Consider the following 14,530-nt stretch of genomic DNA (forward strand, 5'->3'; position numbering starts at 1 on the left):
TGTTTATTTTGTAAAAAAAGCATTGCTTCCAAAATGTATCTGAAACAGTATATATTATGGATGATCAAATCACCAAAATGATTTATAATCTGGTAAAAAGACTTTGTCTCTAGTGATGAGCCATCTCTGTAAATAATAGTCCAGCTATTCTTTCTGAATCCTAAAAAGTAGAGATTTCCATTTTCACTGATTTTTCCCTGAAATATCTTTAGCGTTTCTAAGCTTAGGAGCATGATAATTATCATTATTACCGTCCTCTGGAATGAGATGTTGACCTTGATGCTTCTTCTGCATCTCGTTTCTCTTCCTCTTTCTTTTGATTAGCATCTTGATACATATCTGGATCGTTAACCTGAAGATTAATATTGCTCTTTTCTTTTTCCTTATTAGTATTTTCATTTAAAGAGGATTGAGAAGCAGAGATTTCTTTGCTGACAATATTAAGGTCAGTTATGATATTTTTATTATCAGGATATTGCTCTGATTTCGATTTCAGGTGTGCTTTTAGTTTTTGAAGCTCGACCTGATATCTTATACTTTCTTTTTGTAGTTGATTTTCTTCCTGCATTCTAGCAAGCTTCTGAATGCCTTTTATGATCAAGAAACTAAGACCGCCATCCGTCGCAAGGGATAGTATCAGGAGTGATTTTGAACTTGCGCTCAATTTAGCCTCATTTTTTGATGCCGGACTTATCTGTATGGTGGTTTCATCATCTAACTTAAGCTCTTTACCTTTTCGTAATTGCTGAAGCTGTTTTTCTGAGATATTGTGACCGTTAACATTTTTGAGCTCGTATTTTGTTGTATCCACATCTTTTATCGTATTGTCTTTTTTATCCAATTCAAAAATCCTGGACTGGAACTGCTTATTTTTTTCTTTGAACGGGTTTATTATAAAAACATTATCAAATTTTGCGAGTTCCTTTTCATCAGCATCATCTATTTTAAGAACCGTTTTTTCAACACCGGTCTGAATAATCTGAATTTTATCTCCAACTTTAAAATCTTTAAGACTATCTTCAAGCTTGTTTCCGAAAAAGATTGTTTTTCCCCTTTCGTTTTCTATTTCAACAAATGTGGTCATTTCGTTTTCCGGGTTCTTATTAAAGTACCCTGTTCCAATATGAGTGATGTTTCCATAGTCAGCCATCACTTTGTAAAGATTTCTATTGCTTGAAGAAATTTCAAAAAGTTCGGCAGTTGAAAGGTCTTTGTGATTGACTATATCTTTATTATAAACATTGACATCAAGCTTATCGTCATTTATTTTAAAAGTGAGCCTGTTTTTATCATTTTCGGCAATGAGAATTCCTCCTTTAAGAAAATCATCAATTTCTTTTTTTGAGAGTTTCTCGGAAAAATGATCCTGCTGATTCATGATTCCGAACTTTCTAAGTTCATCTGTAAGTAAGGTGCTAGTATTTTCCATAATTGTAATCTGAAATTGCGTTGTTTGTTTTTATTAAGTCATTTAAGAAATGAACCGGATCTATATATTTTCCTCTTTCTTTCACTGAAAAATGCAGATGCGGTGCAGTGCTTTTCCCGCTATTACCACTTATAGCGATAATATCACCGGCATAGACGAAGTCGCCCAATGAAAAAAAAGTTTTTTGCAGATGCAGATATATGGTCTCAAAATCGCCGTGCTGTACTTTGATGTAATTTCCTGCACCATTACTGTAACCTGTATCACTAATGATTCCATCCAATACTGCAAATACATAATCGCTGTTAGCCCGCAGGTCAACACCGGCATGAAATTTTTCAATTTTATCGATGGGATGAAAGCGATGCCCGAAATTCGAGGTGATCTTCATTTTTTCTAAAGGCATATAAATAATCTGTAGTTCTTCAGTTGGGTATTTTTCGTATTCTAATAATGAAAGTTTTTTATTTCTGTATTTTTTTTCGGATGGATGATTCTCTGACAATGAATCGTCTTCCGACGTCGCTTGAATATCATCATCTTTTTTAATTGAATTGGCTTGTGGAGTAGTTGTTTGCTCAGTTTCATTTGCTGCATTATTCAATGAATCTTTACTCTTCTCAAAATATTTTTTATTCAACTTCCCTGCAATATGGTAAGACAAAAAGCTGGTGGTGAATTGATTTTGTAAAGAGGAGTTCAATCGAATAGTATTGAGTTTTCCTTTATAGGAAGCCGTATTAAATTGAGGTAGGAAATTTGAAAAAATTAACAAATGCATCAGTATTACTGTTTTTTTCATTTTTTTTAAATTTTATGTTGTTAGAGTTACGGATTGAAGTCCTTAATGATCAACTCTACTTCTCTGTTGATTCGTAGAAAGTTCGACATCAGGATTTTCTCTTTATCATTTTTTCCTGACTTGTCTTTAAAGTTATAATACACGGGCATTTCAATATAGTTAGCTTCCTCATCCTCGATACTTTTCATATCAAGATTGATTCTGCCGTGTATGGCCGAAGTTTTATATTCTTCAGTTTGATTATTTTCATCACCTGCGATAATACCCACCATTTCTCCCGTTTTTAATCCTGCTATTTTACCGGCAGGAATGAGGTTATCCATCTTTTCCTGAATTGAAATGGTCGTTTGATTATTATTGATTGACATAGACTGGCTTTTTTGTTTTACTTTGCCAAATACTTTTTCAAGCCAATCCAGTGTACTTTTATCTCGAGCACTGCCACTGAGAATATTTCCGATGATTGCTGTAATCGTGTCTGCAACTTCTTTTTTATAAAATTGGCGGAACTGGGGAATTTCCTGCAGTCCAAGGAGTACAGCTACTTTATTGCTTCTTGCAGTAGCAATTAAATTATCTATCTTATGTATATAAATAGTCGGCAGCTCGTCGGCAATAATTCCGCTTGGTAAATTGCCTTTGGAATTAATCTGTTTTAATAGTCTATTTAATATGGTAGAATATAATGCAGAATTAATATCCTGTGTATTGGGATCAGACGCTAAGACAATGATTGTAGGGTTTTTTCTGTCAGAAATTTTAAGTTTGACATCATCACCTGAAAATACCCAGAAACTTTCCTTCGTTGCCAATCTGGATAGAAATATCTTAAGTGTTCCGATCTGTCCTTCCAGCTGGTCGAAAGCCCTGTTATCAAAAGCCGATTTAAAAGTTGATAATAGAGAATGCAGCTCTATATTGGTGAAAAGAGTATTGAAAATTTCCTCGTAACCACGGTTCATAAATGAAAGCAGATGCGGTAAGGTCGAAAATCTGCCCTCTTCATATTTTGCAAGAAAAGCGATGCATGATGCTAGAAAATTGATGGCTGACTGGGTGAAAAACTGATCACTTCCACCTCCTGACCCACCACCTTTTTGAAGTGAAGACACCATTGCTTCCGCCATTTCCTGAGCTTCTGCTAATGTAGCGAGATATTCTTTTCTTAAAGGATTGACTCTTTTTGATCTTTCAACTTCATTAAGATTAATTACCGCAAACTCGTGCTTATAGCTCTCGTCATGTTGCCTTTTCAATTGATAATGATAGTACGCTATCTTTCCCAAATCTGGAAATTTATAATCATAAATACAGAGACAAAATCCTTTGCCAATCAATTGCCTGATCGCCGGATTAATAATTCCAAAAGATTTACCACTACCGGGCGTTCCTATTACAAGTGTACCTCTGAATGGATTGATATTAATCCATCCGTGATTCATCCGTTTGTTATAATAAAATAAGTAAGGGATGTTGATTGAAAAGTCATTCGTAATTAATTCCTTGTTTTGATCGAATGATTCTTCTTCAATGTTCCAGCGGTCTTTACCAAGCTTGATTTTCATAATCTTGCTGATGTTGTCAGCACCTAAAAGGGTTATTAAAACACCTACGAATGAAAGTAATGCGTAAACAGCCTGATAGATATTAAAATAGGGAGTAAACTGCGGGATGTCTTTTCTAAATGTATCATCTATAAATGCCAATGAACCAAACATCATCAGTAATCCAACGACTATTGGTAAAAGGATTGATTTTGTAATATTAATATCTTGATTTTTTTTTGGCTTTGTACCAATTGCAATTAGTATGATTAACAGAAGTTCAGCAAGTTTGGCATGGTACGGAGGAAATAGAAATGGCATTTTCGCAAATGATTTCAATAGCTTTGGAAGTATCGGAATCTGAGTACCTCCAAAAAAGATAATGCTGCATTCAATCAAAACCAGCATATAGACTGCTTTCTGAAAGAATCCGTAGATTTTTTGTTGTTCTTTACTTTCCTGCATTGTTTCTCAAATTGAATTATATAAAAAGCAGACAGCCAGGAGTTCCCAGCTGTCTGCTATACTTTAGATGTAAATGAATATTAAAAAGTGTCAGCCTGTAAAATATCTGAGTATTTAATCTCCAGATTAATTGTTCTGCCGCTGATTTGATTTTCGATCAGCCTGATGTTTAGAACCTTGTTATTCGGATAAGTGAATTTCTTAAAAACGAAAATATTTCTGTAAGACTTTTTAAATGTCTTTAAGTCATACAGACGGAATACAGGCTCTATCTCAATAGACTGAACATTCGTGGCTTTGTAAACCTTTTTATCATCGATAGAAAACTTAAGTTTGTCAATATCATAGATGAGATTTGTATTGTTTTTAAAACTAATATCTAGAAATACATAATCACCAAAAGCGTATACATTATTAAGCTGCGATTCGATTCCCAAATCTCTGTTTCTACGTATTTTATTTGCTTCTTTTTTTCTGATAATCTCCACCGAATATTTTCTGAGTTCGGCACTGGACATCTGGTAATCCGGATATTCAAGAGCCTGCATGTCTTCAGGTAAAATTTCAATGTTGGTCATTATAGTCGCACTGCTGTCAACTTTATAGATCAGCTTGTACTGAGCCATAAAGGATTGTCCGACAATGGTAACAATTCCTAATTCCTGATTATCATAATAATAAATCGGAGTTTCCTCTTTTATTCTAATACTGTCGGTAGCGGAATGGCTTTCCTCTTCAAACTGTTGTATTTTAATTCTTACAACATTTTCTGTAGGAAGATCGCCTATAAGGTGTTTCGTACTTAAATCAACAAACTGAATAGGCTGGGGGCTCCTGAAATGAAGATTGACATTACCTGTAATATAGATTTCGGGAAGATTATTTTTATATACTCTCGATAGTACTGTATTCTGAGCGGATGTCTCCGTAGAAACAAGCATCAGCATAAGGATAATAATGAAATTTTTCATAGATTATGGATTGGTGTTTTTCTTATAAATGTTCTTTTTCTTTTTTTCAAGTTCTTTGTTGTCAATGAGGTAAACGAAAGAATTGTATTTAATTTTTGCCTTGTTTTTCCGTATTACGTCCGATATTGTTTTTGAGGTGGATTGATATACTGAGCTAAGCGTCGTGGTAAAAAAATCAGCGCTACCACTGGAAAGATTTTGACCTTGCACAATGTTTTCTCCCATAGATCTTGTCATTTCACGGAATGCCGAACTTGGGACATACAATCCTTCCATGCCATCAACATCATAGATATTGAGACTGATAGGAAGAATCTCGTTCTGATGCATTACCGATACGATGTTAAGGTTCACCCTTTGCAGTGAAAATCCACTGATCAATGCGTAAAGGGGAGTACCTTTCGATATTTTTGCATTTCCGACGTATACATCTTCGAGTAGGCGAATCCTTATTCTGCTTCCTGCAAAGCCCTTAATGTTTTCGTCGATCACAGCTTTGATAAAGTTATTTTCACGTTGTCTGAAGATCGAATTGAATTCTGTGCTTTTCGAGGCTTTTGTTACATCCAATGTAGAATTGAGAAAAAAATCCATCTCTTTCTCATTTTTCTTCATTTTCTCAATGGCTTTGGCTTGATTTTTAAGTTCAGGGTTGTTTGCTTTTTCGATACTATCCATTAACATCATCTGCTCTCTCATCAAGGTCATCTGATCCTTTTTCCAGTCGGAATTTTCAGCACTCCGAGTATCAGCTTTTCCTGAATTGTTTACCCCGTTATTGTCACCATTGAGCATTTTTAACATTTTCATACTTCTGTCGTACTGATCATCCTCACGTTCTTTCGACTGTTTAGCATCCATCGCGTTATAGTAGGACTGTCGATTGGCCTGTCGGGAAAGATTATTCAGACGTTCTTTTTCTCTGACATAATTCATACTGTCAATATGCCTTTTCTGTCGCTCTGAAAGATCATCATCAAATTTTTCAAGACTTTCATGCTCATCACCGAAACCGTCAATCATGGTTCTTCCATCGGTTCTTTTATCAAAGAAATCAGCATAAGCGTCGGCCTTTCCTTTAATTTCAGAGCGTTCTCCAACTTTTCCGAAATCGGTGGAAATGTCTTTACTCTCAGCCAGTTTATTTTTGTCTTTTCCTGAGTTTTCCGTGAATTGAACATAAAAATACCCTATCATTAAAACGAATGGCAGGGCGATGAGGGGAAGAACATATTTAGGTTGTTTTAAATTGAGTTTTTTCATCTTGAATTATTTATATTGTATTTATCGAGGAGATATTTAATTCTCGAACTATCGGAAGAACTCAATATCTTTTTTTTCCGATAGTAATCAAGTTCTTTCAGCGCTTCTCTTATACCCAGAATTTTTTCTGTCTCTGTAAACGGCGAGTTGAATGAGGTAGCAGCATCCTTTAGGACATTTTGCTTTTTCATCGTTTCGTATTCAGGAATGGAAACTTTTTGTATGTAAATCAAGCTTCCAATTGAGAATAGGGTGGACAAAAAAATCAATCCAAACATGAGATAAAATGTTCTCTTCGGCTGACGTTCTGCAAATTGTTCCACACTTTTCCATATGGTTGATGGATTTTTACTGATGATTTTATTTTGCTGTTCCATTATCTAAATTTTTCTTTTACGGAAATGTCCGAGTTATCTAATGTTTTCCATTTTTCGATCAGAACACCATGAGGATTATTGGGAGATCGGGGAAGATCTTGCAAAAAACCTTCAGTGATCAATTTTCTGACGATAAGCTGCGTCTTTCGGTTAATGGTCTGTTTGCCATAGTAAATAAATTTTAAGTTCTGCTCATCGAGTTTAATGCTGTCTGCTTTTATAGTCATCACACTATTGGAAGAAATGATCTGGTTGTAAAATCCCTTTTCCTTCAGATTCATATACTCCTTCATACCACTGTCATCGATCAGATACAATGCTTTTCGTGTCTGAGATTTTATATAATCGTCATCTGCTGAAAGTGTGAAAAATAAAGAATGAAACATATCGACTTGAGCTTTATATTCAACAGGTCTGTTTAGGAGCAAATCGGTCTGCTTGACTAAAACAGGAACCCCGTTATCTAAAATATAGATGGATTTTCTTGCATCTTTTATCTGTTTATATGAGAAAACAAATCCTGCAATAACGACGATGACTGATAAAATTATGCAGCCAATGGAAGTTACTTTATTGATCTTGATTTTTTTTTCAATGTTTTTTACAACTGCCATAATTATCCTTTTAATAATGAAACTCCTTTAGTGGCTATTGCCATTCCTGCTTTTTTCATCTTACTCATGGCTCCTGTATTACCACCGCCCGACGGAATGATATAATTGGCCAGGGTAGGAACACATAATATTCCTACGGCTGTAATTAAAAAACAGACGATGACCAATCCAAATGACATGATCCCACTGCTAGAATAGGTAAGCAGCAAATCCATGTTCTTTATACTGCCGTCTGTATTGATAATCTGATCATATCTCTCAATTTCTGCCTCAAAGGCAAATAGCTGAAGGAGGGTTCCGATTTTTAAAATAATAAATGCCACAAATCCGTAAAGATTGACATTGATGAATCTGGAAACCCATTGAGAAAGAAAACTTGAAAACGCAGGAAAAACTGATAACCCAACCGGTATAGGACCGATAATAATTAAGATGGTCGAAAATATCAGCTGGATAAAAAATATCCCATAGACACATATTCGAAGTATCCATAACCCAATCAATTCCAGCGCGCTCGATATGGCTAATTGTAAACCAACCTGTAATCTGAGATAAAGTTCATAGACAGGACTCATAAGACTTGTTAATCCATCTCCAACCATATCCAGTCCTTCTTCTATTAAAGATTGGTCTCCGGCTTCCTGTTGTTGGATTTCAGCTTGTGCTTTAGCTTGCTCTTCAACAATTCTGTCTACAACCTGCTGCTGTTTTTTAAAACGTACCCATCTTAAAGAATTCAATTCCTGCTGACTCTCAACAAAGCTGCTCTCTGAGACGTCCTGAAGCTTGATTAGAGGAGTACGGAGAATACCGACAAATGATACCCAATTCACAATAACCAGTCCAATGGCGAAGGGTTTTAGCATCGGTACTATTTCCCATTCACGATCTCCGCCTATCATCTGCCATCCTATATTCCCCAGATAGAGTAGTGCGCCTAAACCCGCTACAGCCTGTCCAAATAATATAAATTGTCCATATTCTGCGGTCATAAAGCTGTCGTAAAGCGGTAGGAACTTTTCAGTAAACCAGCCTTCCAATACGCCCTCACCCTGCAGAAAATCCATTGCTTTCTGGTAATATTCATCACTGTGTGTATCCTGTGAGAATGCAAAGCACGGAATGAATAAAAGCATTATTTTCATAATGCTTTTTAAAATCTTTTTTCGTTTCATAATTTTTTTAACTATAAATGCCCCGTCATTACATCCATGAATATCTCTGCATCTCTCCGTTCTTTTGTAATCTTTCCGGGATTTTTTGTTTTGTAACTTTCAAGTTTAACTTCGGCTCTAAACCTGTTCTCTCCCTGCTGGTTTAAGTACGCTAGGTATTTTTTCATTTTTCGCCATTCGATAAGGCAGTCATGGTAGGCAAGAATCCTTTTGCCTCTCGGCATATCTGCACTTTTAGCAAATTTGTATTTGTCCTGAATGACGTTGATCTTTCGCCTGCATTCTCCGATGATGCCGTAATTATTGAATCGTTCCCAGGCTTTCGAAGAAGTAAATCCCCACTGAGATAATGCCGAAGATCCGGTGTCAAAATTATCCAGACTGTTCAGTACATCTTTATAATAAAGCAGATAAAGAGGATCAGCCCCTGAGGTCGCACTGGAATAATGATAGAATTCTTTCAGGTTTTCTTCATATGTTGTCTTTGCTTCTTCCTGAATATCGCTTGTTTTGTCCTGCTGTACCAAGGTTGTTGCATATCTTTGGTTTTGCAATCCCGCCAGTCCTAAAGGTCTGATGTCATTTCCGCCTTTGTAATCACGGTTTCGACTTGGAGCCAGCCAGCCCCATACCATGGCATAGGCATAATTAGTCTGTATGCCCAAAAAGTATTTTGGTTCAGGCTGCCAGTCTCCCCATTGATAAAAGACCTGCCTTTTCTCCTGACCTACAATGTGTTTGTCCTTAACTCTTTTTATGGTCTGTCCCTTTACGAAAGATAAAAGGGGAAGAAATGATAGTATTAATAGTATGTTTTTCATAGATTATAATTTTACCAACCGTTTAAATTCTGGTTATAATTATTAATAATATTTTGGATTAAACCTTTGTCCCGTATATACCAGCTGTTGAAAACACCAATATGACGGAAGTATGGTTTTTTTTCAGCATTCCTCAGGTAATTGATAATGTGAACTGTCCAGCCATTCATAATTTTTATCTCATGCTGTATTTTTGAAAGAATTTTCTGCCGATCGTAGCTGTCCATAAGAAAATCATTTTCTTCATTGAGAACCGATTCGCTTATATTTTCATATGAGTTCATCGCATGCAGATAAAGCTTAGAATAATAATTCATAATCAATACGGCATACTGAGGTTTTTGAGCTGAAAGCTCCAGCATTTTCTCCATGTTTCCAATAAGTTTGGTAAAATCATAGTATATGGCTTCAAGCTGTTTTCCCTGCTTCAGTGCTGAATTGACATTACGAAGCTGATTATATATGTGATTTTTTATGACCACAACCTGCACAGCCTTTTCCTTGATATCATCGTAAGCTTTTCTTTGTTTCTCGTAAGAATTTTGGTAAAGCTTTTCAGAAGCTACTCTTGCAGCCTGGTTGGCCGTTACCTGAGCCTGCAGTTCTAAATTATAATAGAGCTGATAATAGGTTTGTGACTTTGCATTATTCAGTAAAAGCAGAAAAAATACAATTAGAAATGTTTTCATTTTAATAAAGATTTGCATTGTTAATGATATCCTGAATGATTTTCTTGTCCCTGTTCACCCAATTTTGAAGCAGGTTATTACGCAGTTTTATTTTTCTCTTGACATTGATGATTTTCTGAAGGGTAGAGTAGGACTGCTGCCGAAGAGTCTTGATTTCACTTTGAGCAAAATCCAGAAGAATTTTACGTTCGGCCTTTTCCATTTCGTTTATCGTCCCATACGATAAAACTATACCTGCCATCAGCCTGATATACAACTGCAGACTATTTATAAACTCATACTGACCATTGAGTGCGACAGGAATCCAGATTGGGGCATCAGATAATTCAGTATAAATTTTCGACTGTATCTCATAAATCTTATCAATTTCTCTGACGATGTTCACCGATGTCGGAATAGCCTGAACTGCAAACGAAAGGTTGTTAAGCCTTCCACGAATTTTTTCAGTCACATCCCTGTATTTGCTCCATTGTTCCTTATTGGCTGATTCCAGACTTAAATTGGTCAGCTGCTTATTTCTCATTTCTTTCTGCTTCTCATTTTCATCCATTGTTTTTTGAATTTCAGAGTTAATAAGGTAGTAGCAGATATAATTCCCTCCAGTAAGCTGACCTTTAAGTATATTTGAAAAAATCAGAATCAGGAAACAGACTTTAGTTTTTGATAAAGTTTTCATAGTCCCAATGTTCCTGCGTTGTTCAATATTTGCTGAAAAATATGCCTGTCAGTATTGACATACGTCTGAAATGGATTGATAGATTTCCAGAATCCTTTTCTTTTGGCTCTCCTTATCGTCATCTTTACGTTGATCAAATAGACATTCAGCAGACGGGTGTTATTTTCAATATTGTACAGAAGCCTTTTCCGATCTCCTGAAGTTGCAAGATTCAGCTCACCACTTGTCAGCAGATCAGCAACATCAGTATAAATGTCGGTCGCTTTGTTAGTTACCAGCTGTATTGATTTTGTCGCAAATATGCTGTACTCCGGTGCATCCTGCACTTCGTTATATATCCCATCAACATTCGTGATTATTTTGCTAAGGTTGTTGTAAATATTCTGAACTTGAATGCCGTTTTTCAAAGTACCATTTACCTCTTTTAATCCTTTGTACAATTTATTCTGCAGATCGTTGGCCAGAACCATCTGAGTTGAGACAACCGCCTGCGCCTGCTGCAGTTTATTCATCTCGTCGACTGTTTTCTCCTGCTCGCTTTTAATTTGATTGGCATATAAAATCATAGCAGGAGCTGTCAGTACATCTATATAGGGAGTTTGTGTTTTATAAAAACTCATGATAAAGACCATGAGTATGATGCTATATTTTTTCATAAGTCTGATTTTTGCTTTTAATAAATTCCTTTAGCGTTATATCTTGATCTATAAGTAGCCGTTTGATACTTTTGAAGAAATCTTTACTAGGGTTTTGCTTTTTGAATGAATGATAGTATTCGATTAACCCGTTGTCAATAGGTTTTTGGTAAATATTTACCAATGATACCAAGTTTGGTAGACCGTCTTTCAGATGATCAATATCTAGAACAAACTGCTCCAATGCATCCTGATAGTTTCGATATTCATTAACATAGTATTCGAGTGCAGATTTTTCAGGTTTTTCAGTAGTATAAGTCAAATATTGCTGTAGTGAAACTTCATTACCATATACTTCACCTTTGCTGCCCCGTTTAAGATAAAATTCTTTGAACCGGCTTCTACCGCTTTTATTATTTAGATTATTAATGGTGAAAATCTTACTCTGCTCAACCTCATTAAGTGAGAGCAATTTTGCAATCTTATCAAAATTATCGATGAATTTTGTCTGATCGAGAAGTATGAAGGTATCCGAATTATTAATAATACTGTCTTTTACGACAGCATTCCCGATAATATCATCCAGCTCCTGTGTAACAACAACGGCTTCACCCCAGAATTTTCTGACTGTTTTATACAGGTATAAAATATAACTTCCCATTAGTTTACTCGCAATTGCCTTCCAGGCTTCTTCAATAATGAGTGCTTTTCGCCTATCTTTTCTCAGACGCATTTTCTGGATAAACGTATCCATAATAATGAGGGTTACAATAGGAAACAGCTTAGGATTATCTTTAACATTATCAATCTCAAAGACGATAAAGGGCTCATAAAATAATGAGTTGTCTGCATCTTCATTTAAAGTCGTTCCATACCTACCTCCTTTGTAAAAATCAGCCAATACATAAAGGAATGTTCTCAGGTTGAATTCAGCTTCAGAAATTTTGAACTTTTTATTGGAAAGATAAATAGGAAGAAATTTTTCAGAATACTCATAAAAAGTGTTGAAAGAAAGTTCTTCCACGTCTAGCATTTCTTCAAGCTCTACCAGTTTTTTGATGAGTGATTTTCTGAAGGCATTTTCCCACTCCGCACTGTTGATTTTGGGTCTTTCAATTATTTTAGTATTTGAAAGGATCAGTTGGCTTTCATCGTAAGTCTTTCTTTTTTCGGTATTGACCAATGTTTCGTAAGCCTCGTGTATTTTGTCGAATATGGAATCATCAAAATCAGCTTTATCAAGATTTTTATCAGGATGATACTGTACCGCCAATTTTCGAAACGCCTTTTTAATGTCCGAGCTTTCAGCATCCATTGGTATTCCTAAAATTTGATAGTAATTTTCATTTTCACTGTATTGGCTCTCAAATTCATTATAAAGATCATCTTCGTAGATGTTGTATTTACTTAGGTATAGAATCAGCTCACGCGAGGTCTTTTGCTGATACCAATTGGTACCACCTTTGAAAAACTGATGGTAATACGCTAAGAGCAGATTATCAATAATGGATTTTTGTGTGGTGGTCATCGATGAATCTGCACCCTGCCATATCAGAAAAATAAGATTTCCTAGAAACTCAATTTTCTCAATATTAAATTCCGATTGGCTGACTACAAAGGGGTTCATTGTGATTGGCTTCTCTTCGGTGTACTGAATATACTTCCCATTCTTATATTTTGCCGTCCCGCTGTAACTGTCTCCGGTGTCCACAATTACAACATCATAATTGTAGGCTAAATATTGTTCAATGATATTATTCATCAAAAAAGATTTTCCGCTTCCTGACGGTCCAAGAACAAATTTGTTTCGATTATTGATTCTGCCGATCTGCATTGGCAGATCAGCGGTGTCGACCTTTAACGGAACTCCCTGTCTGTCCGTAAATCTCAGGTAAAAACTGGATGGTTCATCTACGGGGTAGCTCTCTTTAAAAAAAAAAGCACAGCGAGGCTTCACTCGTTGTGGTAAACAAATCGTATTCTTTTAGTTCATTGGCATTCCCCGGTAGTGATGCTCGAAACAACTCCAATTGATTGAAAGAATTTTTACTGGAAATTACTCCTTTTTGAAAGAGCTGGTTCTCAATCATCGACTGGATTTTTTCCAAATCCTCAATAGTTGGGCAGCTGGTGACAAGACTGTAATGTGCGTCAACAATAAGCTGACCGTCCTTAGCAATATTATCCAGCAAAATACCTATTTCTTCGGCGCAGATCCTATTCAAAGGTTCATTCTGAAATCCTTCGTGACGATTTTTTTTATTGGCTAAAAATTTAACTCTTTCCGTCTGATCAGGAATGACAATAATTTGGTTGTAAATAATGGTATTGTACAGTTCCAGGTCATTAATAAAAGAAAAATTGTCAACTGCGGTATCTTTGATAGCTCCGTTTCCACCCAACGTTGTGTAAGGGTAAATTTCATTGGGCAGTTCAATATTTTCAACATCTACTAAAGAAATGGTCTTCACATAGGAATTACCAATCTGGAGATTACTGTCAAGTGACCTTATATTGTCAAAAGCTTTTGTTGATCTGCCAAAGTTCATGGAAAGAATAGAGGAGATGTAATACTCAAAATTCTTTTCAAAGAAAAAATGGGGCTCAAAATCATTTTCCTTCAGAAGCATAAAGATTTTTTCTGCTTTGTCTCGCAATTCCTTATACTTTTTATCTGAATATTTGTACTGGTTTTTCTTTTTGCTTTGATCGATCCTGTGGGTAAATACCAGAATGCTATCGATTGTTTTGTAAATTCTTCCCGCAAAATGTTCTGAATATTTTTGCTGTAAATATTCTTCATGTGCTTCCGCCTGGTAGATCTTTTTATCGAAAATGTCCAGCTTCTGAACGATATATCCTTCTCCAATAATACTGATAATATTAAGTAGTATTGAATGATACTTCAGATACAAGGCACGGTCTGCCGAATACTGTGTGACAATATTTTTAATTTGGATGGCAATGATCGGGTTTCCAAATTCACCGATAAGAACATCATAATTAACATTAAATTCTGAACCGTAGTCGTAGCCAATAAATGGCAGACTAAAGCTTTTCTTTTTCATT

At 35.7% G+C, this 14,530-nt stretch carries 12 protein-coding genes and 1 pseudogene; all 13 read right to left on the minus strand.

All coding sequences use genetic code 11. The features are described from left to right. Positions 1–247: 247 nt before the first annotated feature. A complete protein-coding gene (locus RTX21_RS13720; RefSeq protein WP_002977307.1) occupies positions 248–1,429 on the minus strand; it encodes a hypothetical protein in 1,182 nt (393 codons plus the stop codon). Then, positions 1,416–2,231, minus strand: coding sequence for a M23 family metallopeptidase (locus RTX21_RS13725; protein WP_002977308.1), 816 nt, complete (start codon positions 2,229–2,231; stop codon positions 1,416–1,418). The genes RTX21_RS13720 and RTX21_RS13725 overlap by 14 nt, the downstream gene beginning before the upstream one ends. A gap of 26 nt (positions 2,232–2,257) precedes the next feature. Continuing rightward, positions 2,258–4,240, minus strand: a complete 1,983-nt coding sequence (locus tag RTX21_RS13730; RefSeq protein WP_002977309.1) for a type IV secretion system DNA-binding domain-containing protein — start codon at positions 4,238–4,240, stop codon at positions 2,258–2,260. A gap of 80 nt (positions 4,241–4,320) precedes the next feature. Beyond that, entirely contained in the window at positions 4,321–5,211 is an 891-nt protein-coding gene (gene traN, locus RTX21_RS13735; RefSeq protein ID WP_002977310.1) for a conjugative transposon protein TraN, read from the minus strand. 3 nt (positions 5,212–5,214) lie between these two features. Beyond that, entirely contained in the window at positions 5,215–6,474 is a 1,260-nt protein-coding gene (traM, locus tag RTX21_RS13740; RefSeq protein WP_002977311.1) for a conjugative transposon protein TraM, read from the minus strand. Then, complete coding sequence (locus tag RTX21_RS13745) at positions 6,471–6,851, minus strand: hypothetical protein (protein WP_002977312.1); 381 nt, start codon at positions 6,849–6,851, stop codon at positions 6,471–6,473. Before RTX21_RS13745 ends, traM begins: the two co-directional genes overlap by 4 nt. Continuing rightward, positions 6,851–7,465, minus strand: a complete 615-nt coding sequence (gene traK, locus RTX21_RS13750) for a conjugative transposon protein TraK (RefSeq protein ID WP_002977313.1) — start codon at positions 7,463–7,465, stop codon at positions 6,851–6,853. The genes RTX21_RS13745 and traK overlap by 1 nt, the downstream gene beginning before the upstream one ends. 2 nt (positions 7,466–7,467) lie before the next feature. Further along, on the minus strand, positions 7,468–8,640 hold the full coding sequence (locus RTX21_RS13755) for a hypothetical protein (protein WP_002977314.1): 1,173 nt from the start codon (positions 8,638–8,640) through the stop codon (positions 7,468–7,470). Positions 8,641–8,651: 11 nt separating this feature from the next. Beyond that, positions 8,652–9,305: a hypothetical protein gene (locus tag RTX21_RS13760; RefSeq protein ID WP_312768554.1), complete on the minus strand. Its 654-nt coding sequence runs from the start codon at positions 9,303–9,305 to the stop codon at positions 8,652–8,654. 167 nt (positions 9,306–9,472) lie between these two features. Then, the gene (locus RTX21_RS13765; RefSeq protein WP_050791097.1) at positions 9,473–10,150 is read right to left on the minus strand and encodes a hypothetical protein; all 678 of its coding nucleotides are present in this window, start codon (positions 10,148–10,150) and stop codon (positions 9,473–9,475) included. A gap of 1 nt (position 10,151) precedes the next feature. Next, positions 10,152–10,826, minus strand: coding sequence for a hypothetical protein (locus tag RTX21_RS13770; protein WP_002977317.1), 675 nt, complete (start codon positions 10,824–10,826; stop codon positions 10,152–10,154). Beyond that, positions 10,823–11,482, minus strand: coding sequence for a hypothetical protein (locus tag RTX21_RS13775; protein WP_027383743.1), 660 nt, complete (start codon positions 11,480–11,482; stop codon positions 10,823–10,825). Before RTX21_RS13775 ends, RTX21_RS13770 begins: the two co-directional genes overlap by 4 nt. Next, positions 11,469–14,529: pseudogene (locus RTX21_RS13780) on the minus strand (TraG family conjugative transposon ATPase). Before RTX21_RS13780 ends, RTX21_RS13775 begins: the two are co-directional and overlap by 14 nt. Between the last annotated feature and the right edge of the window lies 1 nt (position 14,530).

Origin of the sequence: Epilithonimonas sp., from assembly GCF_032054305.1 — a bacterium.
GTDB lineage: Bacteria > Bacteroidota > Bacteroidia > Flavobacteriales > Weeksellaceae > Epilithonimonas.